This is a genomic window from Lacticaseibacillus suilingensis, assembly GCF_016861845.1.
GTDB classification, from domain to species: domain Bacteria; phylum Bacillota; class Bacilli; order Lactobacillales; family Lactobacillaceae; genus Lacticaseibacillus; species Lacticaseibacillus suilingensis.
In genome coordinates this window covers 1-18,194 of record NZ_BOLV01000003.1, presented here as the reverse complement: position 1 = coordinate 18,194, position 18,194 = coordinate 1, and the positions used below count along the sequence as shown (strand labels likewise).

Genomic DNA, 18,194 nt, shown 5'->3' with positions numbered 1-18,194 from the left:
GTGTTTCTTGGTATAATGACAACGGAGGATTCGTCATGAAAAAGTTGTTGCACCGTTATTTTCACAGCCGCTTTTATGAAATCCTAACTGCGACTTTTCAGCCCTTACTGCCGCTCGTGCTTCTTGGGACTTACGCACAGGCCCTGTTGGTTGCGGCTTTTTCCCGGAACGGGTTTTTCACGGAGGTCTTTGGCATTAAAAGTTGGCTACCGGGCTACGCTTTAATTCGCCAAGGCCTGTCGATGCTGACAGCCTATACCCTTGGGCTGCTTGGCCTCTTGACGGCGATTTTCGCCGCCCGCGCCGTGGCACGCCGCAATCCTACGTTGGCCATGTTAGTGGCAGGGGTCGGGTTTCTGGTACTCAACACCACGCGGCTAGCGATGTTAGGGCCAGGCTTAGGGCTAGGTGGCCTGCTAATGGGCCTAGTATTTGGTCTGCTCGTCGGGTGGCTGCTTAATCTGGCGCGGCCGCGGCTCACGGCCAGCCTCATCATCATTTTTGCGGTGGCTATCCGCCTGGGCCTCAACGCGCTTGCCGTGGGCGAAATCAGCCCGAGTTTTACCGGCATTCCCCACGGCGGCGTCGGCGTCTTGCTCGCCGTGATTGCTAACAGCGTGCTGGCTTGGTTTGGCCTGACGCCACTTATTGACCCACTTTCGCCGTTGTTGACCGGGCCAACCGCCACGGCGAATCTGACCGCCGTCCTTGCCCATAAAACCGTCCCCTACCTGACCACGATCGGCACGTTGTATCGACCGTTCGCGCTGTTTGGCGGGGTCGGCGGCACGCTTGGGCTCATCATTGCGATTTTGCTGGCAGATCGGCGGCGCACCCAGCGTCAGCTGGCCAAATGGAGCTTGGTCCCTGGGTTGGTTAATCTCAATTTGCCACTGCTGGTGGGCTATCCGCTGCTGCTCAATCCGTTAATGCTGATTCCATTCACATTGGCCCCACTGGCCGCGACGGCGCTGGCTTGGGTCGCGCTGCACCTGCACCTCATGACCGCTGCGGTCTACCATGTCCCGGCCACGACGCCCGGGCCGATGTTGGCTTGGCTGGCCACCAATGGTAACTGGCCGGCGCTGATTGTGGCTGTGATTGGTCTAGCGGCTTCGGTGGCGATCTACTGGCCATTTGTCAAAATGCTGGAGGAGGTGGCGCCGGATGTCTAAAACTGGACGCACGATTTTGCTCAGCCTCCTCGGTCTCGCCGTTGCGCTTGGCTTGTTCATCCCAGCGACCATTTGGATGCGCGGCCAGGTGAAGCAGACCCAGGTCATTCACGACTCCCGCATGGCGCCGGTGATTCTGGTGCCTGGTAGCTCAGCCACCCAGAACCGGTTTAACGGCTTGATCACCACGCTTAATCAACGCACCAGCGGCCACAGTTTGCTTAAGGTGACGGTGAAAACCGACGGCAGCATGACTTCCACTGGGAGTATCGCCGCCCGCGATAACGAACCGTACATCGTGGTGGCTTTTGAGAACAACAAGGATGGCTACAACAACATCAAAAAGCAGGCCCGCTGGTTTAACATTGCCTTGAAGAAGCTGATGGCGACCTACCATTTCAATCGATTCAAAGGAATCGGCCACAGTAACGGCGGCCTGATCTGGACTTTGTTCTTGGAAAAGTATTACGCCAGCGCTTCAATGACGATTAGCGACCTGATGACCATTGGCACACCGTACAATTTGGAAGAAAGTAACGCCAGCAACCGCACGCAAATGTTGGTGGACCTGATTAAAGCCAAAAAGAATCTGCCGACCAGTCTCACCGTGTACTCCTTGGCGGGGACGGCGACGTATAGTGGCGACGGCACCGTGCCGCTTTCCAGTGTGGAGAGTGGCAAGTATATCTTCCAAAACCAGGTGAAGCACTACACGCAGATCACCGTGTCTGGCGATGATGCCAGCCACTCCGATTTGCCGCAAAACCGGCAGATTGAAAGCTACATTCAACAGTACATCCTGACCAATCCGAACCAGCAAGGGGTGCACGTGCCGGCCAGCGGGCAAGCCCGGCCAGGGGTGGGCAGTGCGCCAGATGAATAAGCCAAATTCACGCGCGGGCGGTTGCGTTTTGAATGACCGACCAGTATCGTACCGTAACGGAGGCGAGAACATGGATCCTAATCCAGACAATCCAATGTGCCATCAAGGCATGACCTGCCACGACGGCTGCCGCTGCGCCGGCTCCCATGGCCGCTGTCAGTGCAAAATGGTCACGCCCGAGCAGTGTCAGTGCGGCTCGCTGTGCAAAGCCGCGCCGGCGAAGTAAGCAAAGACCGCGCTTCAGCATTTTTCGCTGAAGCGCGGTCTTTATTTACACAAGTATGAGGCGGAAATTAAGCGCGGCGTTTGCGCTGCAGTGCTGTACCACCCAACAAGCTCAGAAGGCTCAGGCCCAGCAAGGCCAAAACACTTTGGTGGGCATCGCCGGTACTTGGCAAAGCCGAAGCGGCAACTGGTTTAACTTTAGCTAAGTTGACCTGCTTCAGGGCCGTGGCAGGCTTGGCGGTGGCGTGTTTCTGATGTAGCGCTAACCAGTGTTGCACCGTTGCCAGGTGGGCCTGTGCGGCTTTCAGCGCGCTGGCAGCGGCTGCGGCAGGAGCGAGCGTGGCCTCGTAGGCTGCTTGGGCATCGGTCAAGGCCGCCTGGGCTGCCTCATCAGCCGCCTGAGCTATGGCGAGGTTAGCATCAGCTTGTTGCAAAGCCTCTAAATGATCAGCCGCCGCGGTTTCAGCTGCCTGCGCGGCAGTCAGGGCTTCATGGGCTTCGGCTGCTGCGGTTTGGGCATCGGTGAGCGCGGCCTGCGCGGCGGTGAGGGCGTCGTGAGTGGCGGTTGCGGTTGCCGCGGCAGCGGTGGCTTGCGCTTCTGCCGCTTCGAGGTTAGCGGTTAAGGTCGCCTGATTAGCCGCGGCATTGGCTGCGGCAGTTTGTTGATCGGCGGCGAGTTTGGCCTGCGCCGCTTGCAGGGCCGTGTCAGCCGCGGTCTTGGTCGCTTGCGCCGTCGTTAGTGCCGTCGTCGCATCAGCCAATGCCTGTTGCGCTTTGGCTAAGGCGGTGGTGTCCTTGGTGTGCGCAATCGGCGCCGGCGTGGTGGTGTCGTTAAAGAAAGGATAGCTGTGGTCGACGCCGGTGACGTTTGTGAAAGTGAAATAAAGACTGCCTTTGTCGTCAATTTCCACGCCCAAATAGTCGTAGTTTTTGGATCCACCCTGGTCGAGGATGAAATCTGTGAGCCAATCTATCTGGCCACCTAGATCGCCGGTGACTGAGGACCCATCGGCATAAATACTAGTTGCATCGGTGGAGTAGCTAGTTCTGCTCATCAGACTAGCGATTGCGGCAAGAATACCACGTTTGAGATTAGACATTGGGGATGATTTATCGCCGAGATTAAAGGTGAAATTCATCACGGCATTGCCAATGGTACCAGCACCCAAAGCTTCGAGCGGTCCTTCGTTCCCTCTGTCATCATATTGGGTACCATAAGGAAGGCCTAAGGTTTGCGCGGCAGCGACTGAAGTTTCCGAGTCAATATCATACCACGAGTTGTCGCCGTAGTTACCACGGTACATATTGCCCCCGAGATTGAGCAGTGCAGCCTGAACCGAGCCATCGGAGACATGAATCGGGGTGATGCCGAACTGGGCCCGGATATCGTTAATGACTGAGGCAGCAAACTCAGACAGCTCGCGCGCTTCTGCATTCGTTAATTGCGTCATATCGGGAACAATTTCGGCGTCGTCTGCCGCTGTTGGCTGGTAGTCGATGAGCTGCGTGGCATCCCGAGCTTGGGCTAGCACGTTATTGGTCCAATCTTCGTCCGGGCCACCATAACCGTCACCGTTGATTTCATGATAGACTTCCAGAAAATCAGGCGTCAGCACCACGCCCCCAACTTCGGCATCAGCGTTAGTCGCGTCATCCACCGCCTGCTGGGCCTGAGTTTGCGCTGCCGTGGCGTTATCAACGGCCGTCCCGGCCTGGTCGGCGGCGGTTTGTGCTTCGTCAACGGCTTGTTGGCTGGCCGTTACCGTTGGGTCGTCTTCGCCAGTCAGTGCGGCTTGCGCAGCGGTTACGGCATCATCGGCGGCGGTTTTAGCTGATTGTGCCGCTTCGTCTGTCGCTGTTTTCGTATCGACATCAGCTTGCGCATCAGAGACAGTTTGGTCCGCGGCGTCGCTGGCAGCTTGGGCGTCAGCGGTGTTTGCCGCTGCGGCGTCGGCATCTGCCTGGGCCTGAGCAATCGCTTCTGGCGTTGCTTCCGCCTTGGTGGCTTCTGCGGCCGCCTTGTCCGCAGCGGTTTGATCTGCCGTGGTTTGCGCGGCGCTCAGATCAGCTTCGGCATCAGCCTTGGCCGCGGCCGTGGTAGTCGCCGCTTGTTGGGCTTGGTCAACGGCAGTTTGCGCCGCCGCTGCATCATCATCGGTGGTTTGCACCGTGCTGGTGGCTGGCTTGGTCGCAGCGTGGGTGCTTTGCGGGTTCGCTAGCGCCAAGCCGGCAATGGTAGCGGCAGCAGTCAATGTGAACAACGGGGTTTTCTTCATAATCTCTCCTCCAAATAAAGAAATTTCTTCCCCAGTGTACTAATTGACCGCGTCATAATATGACATAAAAATAACAATTGAGCTGGTCACTGAATTATTTTATTGATATTTAGCCTGCATCGCCGTCAGCATGGTTTTGATACGTTTGACCAACAGCGGCGGATCAAGGACCTTGACCCGCGGGCCTTGGCCGAGCAGCCACAGTAGGGCCCCTTCGATACGGGCGTAGGCTTCAATGACGACGCTGCCGTCCGCGTTGGTGGCAACGACTTTGGAAGTGGGAAAAGCGTCTAGCGCCGTGGTAACAAAACCTTCGTACTCAAAGTGGATGACGGTCGGTTCGCCAAAGTCGATGAAGTAAGTCTGCCGCCAATGGTCTTGCAATGAAAACCTGGTGGCGTAATCAAGTTTTTCGCCCTTGGTCTCATCTAAAATCTCGTCGATGCGATCAAGGCGATAGAGCCAGTAACCATGATGCTCGTCGGCAAACATCGCCACGTAAAAGTAAAAGCGCTCAAAGAACACGGCCACAGGCTGGGCGTGGTGAATTTCGCTGGTTTGTTTCAAATTCGAACGGCTACTGTGGTAGCTGAACGTCAGCTTAAGGCGCTGATCGATGGCGGTATTGACTGTCTGCAACAAGCCCAACAGCGGTTTGGCGCCAGTGAGCGGCGAAAAACCATGCCGGGCCAAGCGCAAATCCGCGTGCAGAGCAGCGCGACTGGTCGGTGAGAGGGGCTGTTCAATGTAGGCCAAAGCTTCTGCAAGTTCGCCTTGATCAAAAGCGCGACTGCCGGTGACGATGTGACTGACCGCCAAGGCGATGCTATCTTGCCGGTTATCGGTCATTAAGCACCAGTGCCGCGGTGGTCCTTCCTGGAGCACTGGCGGCTGGGCACACGCGTCAGCCAAGGCGGCCCGAATGTCCGCCAAATCGCGCTGCAGGGTGCGCAGGCTGATGCTATATTCGGTTGTCAGGGTCTCAGCATCGATGGTTTGGCCTTGCATTAAGGCCGCAAAAATATGCGCGACGCGGGCGTTGCTTTCCATGGGAGCCACCACCTTTGGGTTATCTATCACATATCTTACCAGATGAAGCCGGAAAAAGTTGGTGAAAACCCTCGGCCGATTTTGGCCGTGATGACAATTTAATGATGGATTCAATAACGATTGCATAATAGATGGCGGCGAGCAAAAAATCCCATCACCGCGCTCGGATGAAACGTCTGCGACGATGATGGGATGGCTTTTATTCAATTAGCGTCCCGGCGCACTTAAGCGACCGCTGCCGATTTGAAAATCATCGGTTTCAACCGCGACCAAATGGCATTAATGCCGAACGCGGAAGCGAAGGAAATGCACCAGGTCAGCACGTACAACACCAAAATCCCGACCCAGGTGTTGGCGGTGGTTAAGGTCTTGCCGAACAACAGCCACAGACATTGTGACCAAAAGACATTCGACAGGTATGCTTTGTAGGCGAAGTTGGCAAACTTGTGCACGAACTTCGTAAACGGCCGGCCGGCTTTGACCTGATACAGGCACAGCGCTGAGAACAGGCCAATAGCGGCTAGATCATACAAGGTCATCGAAGGCTTGTAGTAAGGCGCGTTGCCGAGGTTGATCGGGAAGCCGTAGCTGAACAGTTCGTGGTTGGTCCACCAGAATGTGGCTAAAAAGACCACGGCGATGGCTGGCCACCATTTCATGATGGCGCGGTCGAAGTGTTCGCGGTACTGCCAAGCCAGCGTCCCAAAGACACCGTAGATGAAGAAGCTGATGAACAGCCGATCAAACAGATACCAATCCTGGGCATGCGGACCGTTAAAAATCTGGGTGTCATAGAACCACAGCCACAGCGCTGCAATCACGACCGCAGCGCAAGCGGCGATAATGCCGCGTTTAGTGTTTTGTCCACACCAGCGGCCAATCGCCCAAAAGACCGGCATCAAAATGATGAACTGTAGCATCATGGTGTTATACCACAAATGCGGCGCGGCGTTCCCGTTGACGAAATGCCAGAGAAACGAGCCTAAGTCGTGATACTGGTTGACTTGCTGCATTTGCGGCATAACCAACAGATAAATAAACGTCCACCAAATCGTGGGGATGAACAAGGCGTGCCACATGTTTTTGAGGTAGTGGCCGTAAGTCAATTCCCGATGGTTGATGGTCGTGCGGGTGGTGGTGTAAAGAATGCCAAAAATAAAGGCTGGTGCGGTGTACTTGACCAGGTTATACATAATCCCGATCCAAGTTTGCGCGCCGATGCTAGGGCTGGTCGTCAACGCGTAGCTCATAATGGGCTGCGACATCACGGCAGTGCAGGCGCCTAGCTTTAAGTAGTCGCCGATATCGGCGACTGGTGCGAGCGTCTTCTCACTCATTTGGTTGTCCCACCTTAGTTCGGATTTGTGAGAGGCGATCGGTGGGAGTTGTCGAAGTCAGTGTAACGAGTTGCCGACGCAGTTGCAAGTTTTAAATTTTTCCTCAGCGGCGCCGTTAGACCTTCAGGGCCTGGGCGCGAGCGGCGACAAATAGCCCCACTAACGCGTTTGCCACTTTGCGGGTGCGCACGTCTTCTTTGGGCTGGCCTTCTGTCAAATAGATCGTGCGAAAAGGCGGATCTGGGGTGATGCGGGCCAGATGCAGCTGCTTGCCAGTTTCGGCCCAGGTGACCGAGGGGATGAAGCCGACGCCGATTCCTGAGGCCAGCATCGCGCGGATACTGGCCGGGTCGTCGGATTCGTACTGGAAATTCAGGCGCAAGTTGCGTTGGTCAAAATACTGATCCAAGGTATCGCGCAGCGGCGTGTGATAGCCAAGCGAGACAATCGGCTGGCCCACCAGCGCACTCGGCGTGATAAAAGCGGAAGCGGTCAGATCAGGATTGGCACTGCCAATCAAGATTTCCTCGTTCAGCAGTGGCACTGAACGCCGGTCGCGGCGGGGCTGACGGGTGGAAATGGTGAAGTCGAACTCGCGGGTTTCGTTGACGGCGGTGATGCGCTGGGTCAGCTGAATCGGGGCGTTGGGGTAAATCGCGTGAATGGTTTTGATGATATCTGGAATCAGCGCCGACGCCACTTCCACCAACAGGCGAATTGGGGGCTGATGCGTGGAGGGTTTGGCGACGGCTTCAATGCCTTCCTCGATTTGATCGAGGCCGGATTCCACGTAGTTGAGAAATAAGCGACCGGCATCGTTGATTTGAATGCCGCGGCCCACCCGGTCGAACAACGCCACGCCGAGTTCTTTTTCCAGTTCTTGAATCATTTTGGTCATCGCTGGTTGACTGATAAAAGCCTGGCGCGCGCCTTGGGTGATACTGCCGGTTTGCGCCGTGTAAACGAAGCCTTGAAGTTGAGCGAGGTTCATGACGTACCTCCTATTCATAACTGATAGTTATACATATAAGATAAAATCATTATACAACGCTATCTGATCGGCATAAAGTGGCAATGTGAGAGCGATCGGATCAGATAGAGAGAAGGTCAATCGTGAATTCTTTGTGGATTTTCCCCGGTCAAGGGGGCCAAACCGCCGGCATGCTCCAAAACGTGGATAAGGCTTTGCGCAGCCACGTCGAGGAGTTGCTGGGGTTGAAGTTGTTGGATACCGATGAAGCGTACCAAGACTCGGTGCAGCTGCAAGTCGGCATCGAATTGTTGCAAGTGGCGCAAGTCAACGCCATGCAAGCTGCCGGTTTGAAGCCGCATTTGGTGGCGGGGCATAGTCTCGGCGTGTTCGCCGCGGCCTATGCCATCGGCAGTTTAGCACAGGATGATTTGTTCCGCGTGGTCAAACGCCGCGCGGAGCTGATGCAAGGCGCCTATCCCCAAGGTTATGGGATGGGCGTGGTGGTTGGCTTGAGCCGGCCTGAGGTGGAAGCCTTGGTCGCCCAAGTTAACAGTTCAGAGCACCCGGTTTATGCTTCCAACCAAAACGCCGAAGACCAAACCGCGTTGTCCGGCGAGCTGGCTGCGATCGATCAGGTCGTGACCCTCGCCAAGGCGAGCGGCGCAGTCCTGGCGCGGCGGCTGAAGGTGCCGGTACCATCGCATTCACCGTTGATGGCAAAAGTTGGCACCCAGCTGGCCGCCGCCATGGCGGATGTGACGCTGCAAAAACCGGCGGGCATTTACCTGACGAATTACTCCGGCCGCGCCGTGCGCCAAGTGGCACCGGTGCGTGAGGATCTCAGCAACAACTTGGCTCATCCCGTTTATTTTGAAGCGATGATGGGCGTGGCACACGATTATGAACCCGATAGCATCGTGAACTTTTCTCCCGGCCGTCCGTTCCGGAAGGTACTGGGGCAGAAGTTCGGCGATCTGCATCAAGTCAATCTTGATCAGATGAGCGTATCGGATGCCGCATTTTTGTTAACCAAATGGGAAAGAGGGACTTATTAATGAGCGAAGAACGTGATTGGGCAACGCATCGCGAAGCCAAAGCGAACAAGCTCTCAGCAATGAGCAGTATGATCGATGGCAAGTTCGCCAAAACCAGCGATGCCAAAGCCATTCTGGAAGGATTAATCGCACCAGGGGACAAAGTGGTCCTCGAAGGCGATAACCAAAAGCAAGCGACCTTCTTGTCGAAGACATTGGCTTCAGTTGATCCAGCCAAGGTTCACGACTTGCACATGATTATGAGTAGTATTTCACGGCCAGAACACCTGGACATTTTTGAAGACGGGATTGCCTCCAAAATGGACTTCTCCTTTGCTGGCCCGCAAAGTACCCGGGTATCACAGATGATCGCTGATGGCACCTTGAAGGTTGGCGATATTCACACCTACCTGGAATTGTATGCTCGCCTGTACATCGACTTAATTCCTAACGTCGTGTTGGTCGCTGCCGATAAGGTCGACCGCGATGGGAACCTGTACACCGGCTACAACACCGAAGAAACGCCAGTGATTGTTGAATCTGCGGCCTTCCATGATGGCATTGTCATTGTGCAGGCCAATGAAGTCGTCGACAAACTACCGCGCGTGGATATCCCCGCTGACTGGGTCGATGTCATTATTCCAGCGGACGAGCCTTATCAGCTTGAACCGCTGTTTACCCGCGACCCGCAGAACATCACCGAGCTGCAGATTTTGATGGCGATGATGGCCATTCGCGGCATTTATGAGAAGCACAACGTTCAGTCCGTGAACCATGGGGTCGGCTTCAACACCGCCGCCATCGAACTGCTGCTGCCAACTTACGGCGAGCAACTAGGCCTGAAAGGCAAGATTGTGCCAAACTGGGAAGTTAACCCTACGCCAACTCTGATTCCCGCGATTGAATCCGGCTGGGTCCAGTCGATTCATTCCTTCGGTGGTGAAGTCGGGATGGAAAAGTACATCGCCGCGCGCCCAGACGTCTTCTTCGTCGGCAAGGACGGCACGATGCGCAGTAACCGGGCCTTTGGTCAAATGGCAGGTCAGTATGCGCTGGACATGTTCGTCGGCTCGACTCTGCAAATCGACCAATATGGCAACTCCTCAACCGTCACCAACGGCCGGCTCTCCGGTTTCGGCGGCGCGCCAAACATGGGCTCCAACCCAACCGGCCGGCGCCACTCCACCCCAGCATGGCAGAGCTTGCGGCCTGATAACGATCCGCTGGGCAAAGGCCAGAAGTTGGTTGTGCAAATGGTTGAAACCTTTGGCTCCAACAAGCGCCCAGTGTTCGTGGACTCGCTAGATGCCGTTGAAGTGCGCAAGGAAGCCAAGCTGCAAAACGTGCCGATCATGATTTACTCCGAAGACACGACCCATATCGTGACTGAAGAAGGGATTGCCTACCTGTACAAGACCTCTTCCATGGCCGAACGCCAAGCCGCAATCGAAGCCATTGCTGGGGTCACCCCAGTCGGCTTGCGCTCTGATCCTGCGGTGGTCAAAGACTTGCGGGCCCGCGGCATCGTGGCCTTCCCAGAAGACCTCGGCGTCAACCGCAACCAGGCGACTCGGTCCTTGCTGGCCGCGCAGAACATGGAAGATTTGGTCAAGTGGTCGAAAGGCTTGTACAACCCGCCGGCTAAGTTCCGCAGCTGGAGCTAAGGTCACCTCTGAAAGGAGCACGCAACATTATGGAAAAATTGCACTTTAATTATGCGGCAACCCAGCCAATCGAACACCCGATTCACATTGGCGTCGTTGCTTCCGGCGACCTTGAAGTGATCATGAAGCCGACGGACAAAAAAGAATCTGAATTAAACATTGTCACTGGTAGTGATGGGTTCAAAGAAGTTTGGCAAAACGTGCTGAACCGGTTCTTCGACCGCTACCCACTGCTGGCCGATTTTGAGATCAATGATTTCGGCGCCACGCCTGGCGTGGTTAACCTGCGACTCACTCAAGCAATGGAGGCGTTGAAAGATGAGCAATAGTTTTGTTGAATTGCACGCTCGCCAGCGCGCAGAAGCCTTACTTGATGCGGGCAGCACCCGTGAACTGATTGGGCCCTTTGATAACATGATTTCCCCGCACCTCGAGCCCCAAAACATCGTGCCTGAAGCCGATGATGGCATTGTGGTGATGAAAGGGCAATTAAACCAAAAAGACACGGTCATCATTGCCATCGAAGGCGCCTTCCAAGGCGGCGGGATTGGTGAAGTGTCCGGCGCGAAGATTGTCTCCGCCTTGGAGCATGTGTTAGCCGATAACAAAGCCGGCCACAAGGAATATCCGATCATCATCTTGGATACCGGTGGCGTGCGCCTGCAGGAAGCCAACTACGGCCTCTTGTCGATTTCCGAAATTCACAACATGGTCATTGCCTTGAAGCAGTACGTGCCAGTCATTGGCCTTGTGCCAGGGCGCGTCGGCTCTTTTGGCGGGATGTCCATCACCAACGCCTTGCTGTCTTATGTCATCGGCACCGACAAAGCCCGCATCGGCTTGAATGGGCCTGAAGTCATCGAGCAGGAAGCCGGCGTTAAGGAATGGGATTCTTCCGATAAGAACCTGATCTGGAACACGCTGGGCACTAAGCAGCGCCAGGCCACCGGCATCATCGATGAAGTCGTTGATGATGACGTGAACGCCTTCCGCACGGCCATCACGGCAGCGATTGATGAAAACAAGGATTCGCACCGTGATCAGCGCGGCGATTTCTACCTGAGTTTGCTGGATCAACTCGATCCCAGCCAGCCGCTGGATATCGCCGGCTATGATCAGCTGTTCAAGCAAGTCGTTGCCAAGCCGCATCACCTAGCCCCAGCCACCAGCGGCAGCCAGCCTGGCACCAAGTCCCGTGGCCGTAACTGGTTTGAACTTCTGACCGGCATCAAAAACGCGCAAAGCGATGTGCCAACGGTCTTGCATGCTCAAGCCGATGGCCGCGAATATGTTGCCATTGTGCCAGCTGAAGACAACCGCTTCCCGCGGGTGCGCCATGGTGAAGTGGGTCTGCAAGAAGGCTACACGGTTGCCAGTGTCATCAACGACTTGATTGCCGCTGATGCGGACAAGCCAGCTGCTGAGAAGACGCCGATCGTGATCGTCGTCGATGTGCCTAGTCAGGCGTATGGCTACAAGGAAGAATTGATTGGGATTCACATGTCCCTGGCTTCCGCTGCCAGTGCCTATGCGCGGGCGCGCCAGGCCGGTCACAAGGTGGTTTCCTTCATTCCTGGGGATGCCGTTTCTGGGGGCTTCTTGGCCCAAGGTTTGCAATCCAACCGGTTGGTCGCCTTGGATGACCTCGACATCACCATTCAGGCGATGAGCAAGGCCTCCAGTGCCCGCATTACCCAGCGGACGATTGCAGAATTGGAAGAAGCCACCAAGCATGTCCCAGCGATGGCTTACGACATTGAAAACTATCAAAAGCTTGGCTCTTTGTACAACCTGATCAAAGGCGTCAAAGGTTACGACTCCGATGACCAAGCCGTCGCTACCGTGAAGGCCGCCTTGGACGATGCGTTCAAGAGCCTGGAAGACGCGCCTGCTGACCTGTCCTTCCGTTACACCAACGACATTGCCGTGAACGGCGAAGGCGGCGGCCGCAAAGCCACCAACAAAGTTCGCGCCTTGATGGATCAGCAATGGTAAGTTTCACTCCGCATACGCTCGTGCGGCTCAAAGCAGCTGATGCTTTGACGGCAGCGAGCCCACTGCCAGATTGGGCAGTGGCCATATTAACCGAATCGCCATACGTGATCGTACGGCGGGGCCCCCAGGCCGACCGGATTCCGGTCGGCCTTCGTGGCTATCAAAAGGCGCAGCGCTTTGCGGCGTTCGTAGTGTCTGCTCAAGTGGCGGCGACGGTGACCCCGCAGCAGGCCTTGGCCTTGCTGCCGCAGTTGGACCCAATGCGGGCGCAATTGCCGGCGTTCCAGAAGCTCAAAGCCTTGCAACCTTTGCTGCAAGGCTTCGATTGGGGTGTGGGCGGCAGCCTGCAATTCGAGCTGGTCACCGGCCTGAAAATGGCGCGACCAGTCTCGGATGTTGACGTCATCATGACCAGGCCAGCTCAGGCCTTGCCAGTGGCGGCAGCGCAAACGCTGATTCAGCGGCTGCAAGCCATTGCCGGTGCGCATGCCGACATCCAAGTGGTGCATGGTCAGGCCGGCTTTTCCCTAGAAGAGTACGCCCAGCACCGCGCTGCCCAGGTGATGATGAAAACCGCCACCGGTCCGCAGTTAACCGCGGATCCGTGGCATTTTGAAGGTGAATCCTAATGCAAATTGCGGTTCCTGACGCCCAGTTAGCCGTGGCTGTTGAAGGTAGCGGCCGGCCCATTGTGTTTGTCAACGGTTTTGGCAGCTACAAAGAAATCTGGACTGCCCAAGTGGCAGCGTTTAGTCGCTGCGCCCAAACCGTGTGCTTTGATTACCGCGGGCAGGGCGAGTCGACCGGGGCGGTGGCGACATCGCTAGCGGCATTGGCCAATGACCTGGCGGCGGTGCTCTCGCAACTGCAGCTGAAGCGGCCGCTGCTGGTGGGCCATTCGATGGGCGCCAGCGTTATCTGGGCCTTTCGGCAGCGGCATCCTGACGTGCCAGTCAGCGGCGTGCTGGTGGTGGATCAGTCGCCGAAAATGCTCAACGACCACCAGTGGCAATTCGGCTTTCGCGGTTTAACGGCCCGCACCGCGCCGGTGCAATTGCACCGGCCGCGCCAAGGCCACGAAACCTTGCACGGTATGGTGCCAGCAGTGATGGATGCGTTCATTCGCGCCGAAAGCCGCCGGCCCTTCGATCGTGAGCAAGGCGTGGCGCTACTGGCGGATCATTTCCAAGCGGACTGGCGCGCGCAGATCAGCAACGAAACGGCCCCGGTGCTGTTCGCTACGGCGGCGCAAACGCCGTATTTCAACAATGGCTACGGCCAGTGGCTGATGCGGCGCAATGCCCAGGTGCGCGAAGTGATGATTCAAAACTGCGGCCATGATGTGATGGCTGAAGTTCCAGAAGCATTCAATCAAACGCTGCGGCACTTCATGTTGCAAAACAAGTGAAAGGACACTTTATGACGGCATTTACGGCAGAACAACTGGCCAATCTGGCCACGCGGGCCTTGCTCTATGAGGTCAGCGTCAATCCCAAACCCGGCCTGGTGGATCCCGTCAGCAGCGGGCCCCATCCTGATATGACCGTGTTCACGTTTATCAATTCTAGTTTGAGCCTGCAACCGTATTTACTGTTTTGTGCCCAAACTGGGTTGGATTGGCCGGGCGACTTGCCGGCGCTGTTTCAGGCGCTGCGACCAGCAGGGATGGCGGCGGAGCAGGCGATGTTCGCCGCGACGGATGGCGTGAACACGCACAAAGGCGCTATCTTTTCACTGGGCATCCTGACCGCAGCTGTGGCCTATGAACAGTCTCGCGACTTGACCGTGCGTCAGGTGGTTCAGCAGATGCTGGTGGGCTTGACCGCTGGCGACTTTGCCGCCACCGCGGCGAAAACCGATGCAGAGCTGACGGCAGGCGAGCGGCTGTACCTTGAGCACGGCTTAACCGGGGTGCGCGGGGAAGCCGAAGCCGGCTACCCCAGCGTGTTCGACCACGGCTTGCCCATGCTGCGGCAGGCGACTGGGACGCTGAATCAAAGGCTGCTCGATAGCTTGCTGGCGATTTTGAGCCATTTCACCGATACCAACCTGATTCATCGCGCTGGCACCACCGCTATTTTGCCGGTGGCGCAGCAGCAGGCTCAGGCGATTTTGGCCACTGGCGGCACGCACACCCAAGCGGGGATGCGGCTGCTCGAGCAGATGAATGCTGACTTTCTGAAGCAGAACCTGAGTCTGGGCGGATCGGCGGATATGCTGATTTTGACCATTTTTACGGGCCTTGTGGAAGGCGTCATTTGAAGCTGTATGACAAAAAGAGCCGTCTCGCATTTTATGCGAGGCGGTTCTTTGATTCTCTGACTGCTATGTTTCACGTGAAACAAGCACAGCTCGTTGCCGAAAAAGTAGCGGCTCAAACGGCGGCTGGTGGGCGGTGCTGGTTAGATCTCTGGCGCTGGCGTAACGGCGGCTTCCATCAGCCAGTCGTGCTGCGGATCATCACCGACCACGAAGGCATGCTCGCCGACTTTTTTGAACCCGCGCTTTGTATAGAAGGCTTTTGCCGGTTCATTGTGTTCCCACACCCCCAGGGCGATGGTGTCCTTACCTTGAGCTTGCGCTAATTTTAACGCCTGGTTGTAGAGCAGGCTGCCCAAACCGTGATGCTTATAGGTGGGCAGGATGTAGATGCGTTCCAACTCGAGGGCGTTGGTCGCTTTGACGTCCGCGGTGACGGCGGCGTCCACGTTGAATTTGGCATAGCCGGCCGGGGTGCCATCAACCAGCGCGAACCAAAAGGTGGTGCCAGGGGTGTTTAATTCTGTCGTGAGCTTGCTTGGCGCATAAGCCGTGGCCAAGAATTCGGCCATGTCAGCGGGGGCTGTATTCGCGTCGAAGGTATCCGCAAAGGTGACGCGGGCCATGTGCACGAGGGTGGGGATGTCTTGCTCAGTGATTTGACGAATAGTGTTCATTGATTGTCCTTTCATGATTAAAACTCAGTAGTGGCGCTTGCCGCCGCTTTTGACCAGCTGCCAGTCTTCATCGATGTTCTGCGTCATCTGGTTGAGCAAGCGCGTGAGGGTGGCGACTTCATCTTCGGTCATGCCATCAAGGGCCCGCTTGAGTGAATACTGATTCTCCCGGTGAATCGGGGCATAGGCCTTTTTGCCGGCGGCAGTGGGGAAAAGCAAGCTAGCTTTCGCGTTATTGGGGTCAGGTTGCTTAACGACCAGACCTTGCTGGCAGAGCTTGGCAACGCTACGCGCCACTGTGGCCCGGTCTACTTTGAGCTGGTTCACCAGCTGTTCCTGGATGATGCCAGGTTGTTCGACAATGCGCACGAGGTAGAGGTATTGGCCGCGAGTGAGATCTAAATCACGGAACTCAATGTTGGAGATGCTGTCCAGTGCGCGTGCAACAACACCGATGGCGCGGAGTGCATCCATAAAAAGGTCACCTGCTTTCTGGGATTAGTATACGCGATTGTATTGCAAATGCAATATAGCGGAATAGGAAAACCAATTTTCTAAGTCCACCACCGCTATTGCCCTTGGAAGCTCATGATAATGACAATGCGATTTGGTAACCTATAGCTGTTTAAAACAGAATCTGAGCCTTGGCAATAAATGGATATGCTGGTTTTGATTTCTTCTTAGGGCTGGTGGAAGGCGAAATATGGAGCTTAAAGAGTAAAGAGGTCGTTTCACAACAAAGCGAGACGACCTCTTTTGTCATTCAAATGCAAGAACAGTCGGTAAATATTTCCCGTGAAAACCAATCCTCAAATCGATTGAGGTAAGAATAGCAATCTAACTGTGTTTCTGCAGAACTAAAAACGTTGGAAAACGATGAACAAAACGCTGAGATGTGCCATCTCTGTGCCACAAGGAAATCAGTTATCGTCGTGCGCAATCATCTGCTAATAGTGATTGCCTTTTGAGCCTTGAACAATGGGTGTAGAGAATCTGGCAAGAAGAGCGAATACAGATACTTGCAGACAAGGTACAATGTTCACAGTAGATCTTTTGCTGGCAATCATAAACAGGGGGGAGAGCACTAATGAGTTGGAATGAGGTTAAGATTCGTACACCACATCTACAGGAAAATGAAGTAGACTTGAAATTTTATACGGTAGTGAAGGACAAAAAAACGCAAGAGCAACGTATACGGGACGAACGAATAATTTCAATTTTCGGAAGAAACGGATCTGGAAAAACAACTATCTCTAACGCGGTGTTTCACGATAGTGCAGATAATACCGTAACAGATGAAGTACCAAGCTCTTCTTTTTGGAATGCTAGCATCGAACAAAACAAAAAAATTACCGAAGTTGCCAAGTTGAATGATTTAGAAAAGGCACAAGCATACGTTTATAACGAGCAATTTGTGGATAAGTATGTCCGAGTTAAAGATAATGAAAATCTAGAAGCGATTGTTATGCTATCTGACAATCCGGATTTAACAGATTCACTTAAGGCTCTTGAAACGAAAGAGACAGGCATAATGCAAAACATTGAGTCCGCTGAGCAAGCTCTAAGCAATTTTGAAAATTATACAAATGGCCAGAATGAGAATAATATCCAAAAAAAGATTGACAAGCAGTTAAAGGCAGACGGCGCGTGGGCATCAATTGGGAAAAGTATTCACTCGCTCGAAGTCAAACAACAAGTGAACACTACAACATTCAAGTCAATTCGTGACGTTGATGTTACTGGAGGGACACCAGCGATTGCTAAAAAAATTATGGAGCTCCTAGAAGATGACCTCAAAGATCTCGAACAGATTCGGGAAAAAACAGAATTGCCTCCATTTGAAATGTCGACGGATAAAAATGATTTTACTAAGGTCAAACAGCTCCTTTCGACCATTATTACCATGCCAACTCTCAATGGAATTCAAAAACGAGTTATGAAATCTATATCAATCAGCGGACAAAATTCCATTAGCCGAATTAAAGATACATTTTCACTGCCAGAGACTGAGTATTGCCCTACCTGTTTTCGTTCACTTACATCCAGCGAAAAGGAAGGTTTAGTTCAGACGATTGACCAGGTCTTAAAAATGTCAAAACTAAATGCAGAAAAAGAATTTACGAATAAATTGAAATCGCTGAAACTGGATAATCAGACTGTTGTCGAACAAAATACAGATATGGCATCGCTATTTCCAAAAGAGGTATCAGCGTACAATAACGCAGTAGAAAAATATAATGAGATGGTCAAAAAATACCTAGAAGCTATCGCGGAAAAAATTAATAACCCTTACTCAAATCCGGAGGACGTTGCGTACGATGATATAAGCCTATATAAGGAAATTATTTCCGCTGGAACAGCAATACAGAGGAAAGTCGAAGAGTATAATGGCGTTTTTAAAGAGGAGAAGTTCCTTATACGCGAAGCAGACTTACTAAACTTAAATATTGCGAAATATAACAACAGTGAGCTGTTCGAGCAATTTGAAGCAGCTAGTTTTAAACACCAGAGTCTAAAAGACAATCTTATTGAAGCTAAGTTGCCTCTAGAAAGCGTCCAAAAAAATATTGCTCCCCAGTTTACAATTCAAGTGCAACACCCTGACGACTAGACCAAAAAGGCCATGAAGACCTATTCTTGTTAGTA

At 54.2% G+C, this 18,194-nt stretch carries 16 protein-coding genes; 10 read left to right on the top strand and 6 right to left on the bottom strand.

Annotated elements, in window-relative coordinates:
• Window positions 1-35: 35 nt before the first annotated feature.
• Complete coding sequence (locus JUF11_RS02635) at window positions 36-1,175, top strand: PTS transporter subunit EIIC (protein ID WP_204118191.1); 1,140 nt, start codon at window positions 36-38, stop codon at window positions 1,173-1,175.
• Window positions 1,138-2,058, top strand: coding sequence for an alpha/beta hydrolase (locus JUF11_RS02630; RefSeq protein WP_373305850.1), 921 nt, complete (start codon window positions 1,138-1,140; stop codon window positions 2,056-2,058). The genes JUF11_RS02635 and JUF11_RS02630 overlap by 38 nt, the downstream gene beginning before the upstream one ends.
• A gap of 293 nt (window positions 2,059-2,351) precedes the next feature.
• On the opposite strand, the gene JUF11_RS02625 is transcribed toward JUF11_RS02630, so the two are convergent.
• The 4 genes from JUF11_RS02625 to JUF11_RS02610 form a co-directional block, all read right to left on the bottom strand.
• Window positions 2,352-4,559, bottom strand: coding sequence for an SEC10/PgrA surface exclusion domain-containing protein (locus JUF11_RS02625; protein WP_204118310.1), 2,208 nt, complete (start codon window positions 4,557-4,559; stop codon window positions 2,352-2,354).
• A 99-nt stretch (window positions 4,560-4,658) separates the two neighbouring features.
• A complete protein-coding gene (locus tag JUF11_RS02620; protein WP_236000387.1) occupies window positions 4,659-5,609 on the bottom strand; it encodes a helix-turn-helix transcriptional regulator in 951 nt (316 codons plus the stop codon).
• A gap of 224 nt (window positions 5,610-5,833) precedes the next feature.
• Window positions 5,834-6,946, bottom strand: a complete 1,113-nt coding sequence (locus JUF11_RS02615; protein WP_204118189.1) for an acyltransferase family protein — start codon at window positions 6,944-6,946, stop codon at window positions 5,834-5,836.
• A 115-nt stretch (window positions 6,947-7,061) separates the two neighbouring features.
• Window positions 7,062-7,937 carry a LysR family transcriptional regulator gene (locus JUF11_RS02610; RefSeq protein WP_204118188.1) on the bottom strand — a complete coding sequence of 292 codons (876 nt, stop codon included), beginning with the start codon at window positions 7,935-7,937 and terminating at the stop codon, window positions 7,062-7,064.
• A 122-nt stretch (window positions 7,938-8,059) separates the two neighbouring features.
• Here JUF11_RS02610 and JUF11_RS02605 point away from each other — a divergent pair, with 122 nt between their 5' ends.
• The 7 genes from JUF11_RS02605 to JUF11_RS02575 are packed head-to-tail and all read left to right on the top strand — an operon-like array spanning window position 8,060 to window position 14,874.
• Entirely contained in the window at window positions 8,060-8,974 is a 915-nt protein-coding gene (locus JUF11_RS02605) for an ACP S-malonyltransferase (protein WP_204118187.1), read from the top strand.
• Window positions 8,974-10,617 (top strand): malonate decarboxylase subunit alpha, encoded by a 1,644-nt coding sequence (gene mdcA / locus JUF11_RS02600; protein ID WP_204118186.1) that lies wholly within the window; start codon window positions 8,974-8,976, stop codon window positions 10,615-10,617. Before JUF11_RS02605 ends, mdcA begins: the two co-directional genes overlap by 1 nt.
• A 29-nt stretch (window positions 10,618-10,646) precedes the next feature.
• On the top strand, window positions 10,647-10,946 hold the full coding sequence (locus tag JUF11_RS02595) for a malonate decarboxylase subunit delta (protein WP_204118185.1): 300 nt from the start codon (window positions 10,647-10,649) through the stop codon (window positions 10,944-10,946).
• Window positions 10,936-12,612, top strand: coding sequence for a biotin-independent malonate decarboxylase subunit beta (mdcD, locus tag JUF11_RS02590; RefSeq protein WP_204118184.1), 1,677 nt, complete (start codon window positions 10,936-10,938; stop codon window positions 12,610-12,612). The genes JUF11_RS02595 and mdcD overlap by 11 nt, the downstream gene beginning before the upstream one ends.
• A complete protein-coding gene (locus JUF11_RS02585; RefSeq protein ID WP_204118183.1) occupies window positions 12,606-13,241 on the top strand; it encodes a malonate decarboxylase holo-ACP synthase in 636 nt (211 codons plus the stop codon). Before mdcD ends, JUF11_RS02585 begins: the two co-directional genes overlap by 7 nt.
• On the top strand, window positions 13,241-14,020 hold the full coding sequence (locus tag JUF11_RS02580) for an alpha/beta fold hydrolase (protein WP_204118182.1): 780 nt from the start codon (window positions 13,241-13,243) through the stop codon (window positions 14,018-14,020). Before JUF11_RS02585 ends, JUF11_RS02580 begins: the two co-directional genes overlap by 1 nt.
• Window positions 14,021-14,031: 11 nt before the next feature.
• Complete coding sequence (locus JUF11_RS02575; RefSeq protein WP_204118181.1) at window positions 14,032-14,874, top strand: triphosphoribosyl-dephospho-CoA synthase; 843 nt, start codon at window positions 14,032-14,034, stop codon at window positions 14,872-14,874.
• 140 nt (window positions 14,875-15,014) lie between these two features.
• Here the strand turns inward: JUF11_RS02575 and JUF11_RS02570 are convergent, their stop codons facing one another.
• Both JUF11_RS02570 and JUF11_RS02565 read right to left on the bottom strand, forming a co-directional pair.
• Window positions 15,015-15,563, bottom strand: coding sequence for a GNAT family N-acetyltransferase (locus tag JUF11_RS02570; RefSeq protein ID WP_236000386.1), 549 nt, complete (start codon window positions 15,561-15,563; stop codon window positions 15,015-15,017).
• Window positions 15,564-15,572: 9 nt separating this feature from the next.
• On the bottom strand, window positions 15,573-16,022 hold the full coding sequence (locus tag JUF11_RS02565) for a MarR family winged helix-turn-helix transcriptional regulator (RefSeq protein WP_204118180.1): 450 nt from the start codon (window positions 16,020-16,022) through the stop codon (window positions 15,573-15,575).
• 613 nt (window positions 16,023-16,635) lie between these two features.
• On the opposite strand from JUF11_RS02565, the gene JUF11_RS02560 reads away from it, so the two are divergent.
• A complete protein-coding gene (locus tag JUF11_RS02560) occupies window positions 16,636-18,159 on the top strand; it encodes an AAA family ATPase (RefSeq protein WP_204118179.1) in 1,524 nt (507 codons plus the stop codon).
• Window positions 18,160-18,194 lie beyond the last annotated feature (35 nt).

Coding starts and splice junctions, on each gene's coding strand:
- JUF11_RS02635 (WP_204118191.1), top strand. CDS start 36: ATGAAAAAGTTGTTGCACCGTTATTTTCACAGCCGCTTTTATGAAATC.
- JUF11_RS02625 (WP_204118310.1), bottom strand. CDS start 4,559: ATGAAGAAAACCCCGTTGTTCACATTGACTGCTGCCGCTACCATTGCC.
- JUF11_RS02620 (WP_236000387.1), bottom strand. CDS start 5,609: ATGGAAAGCAACGCCCGCGTCGCGCATATTTTTGCGGCCTTAATGCAA.
- JUF11_RS02615 (WP_204118189.1), bottom strand. CDS start 6,946: ATGAGTGAGAAGACGCTCGCACCAGTCGCCGATATCGGCGACTACTTA.
- JUF11_RS02610 (WP_204118188.1), bottom strand. CDS start 7,937: ATGAACCTCGCTCAACTTCAAGGCTTCGTTTACACGGCGCAAACCGGC.
- mdcA (WP_204118186.1), top strand. CDS start 8,974: ATGAGCGAAGAACGTGATTGGGCAACGCATCGCGAAGCCAAAGCGAAC.
- JUF11_RS02595 (WP_204118185.1), top strand. CDS start 10,647: ATGGAAAAATTGCACTTTAATTATGCGGCAACCCAGCCAATCGAACAC.
- mdcD (WP_204118184.1), top strand. CDS start 10,936: ATGAGCAATAGTTTTGTTGAATTGCACGCTCGCCAGCGCGCAGAAGCC.
- JUF11_RS02585 (WP_204118183.1), top strand. CDS start 12,606: ATGGTAAGTTTCACTCCGCATACGCTCGTGCGGCTCAAAGCAGCTGAT.
- JUF11_RS02580 (WP_204118182.1), top strand. CDS start 13,241: ATGCAAATTGCGGTTCCTGACGCCCAGTTAGCCGTGGCTGTTGAAGGT.
- JUF11_RS02575 (WP_204118181.1), top strand. CDS start 14,032: ATGACGGCATTTACGGCAGAACAACTGGCCAATCTGGCCACGCGGGCC.
- JUF11_RS02570 (WP_236000386.1), bottom strand. CDS start 15,563: ATGAAAGGACAATCAATGAACACTATTCGTCAAATCACTGAGCAAGAC.
- JUF11_RS02565 (WP_204118180.1), bottom strand. CDS start 16,022: ATGGATGCACTCCGCGCCATCGGTGTTGTTGCACGCGCACTGGACAGC.
- JUF11_RS02560 (WP_204118179.1), top strand. CDS start 16,636: ATGAGTTGGAATGAGGTTAAGATTCGTACACCACATCTACAGGAAAAT.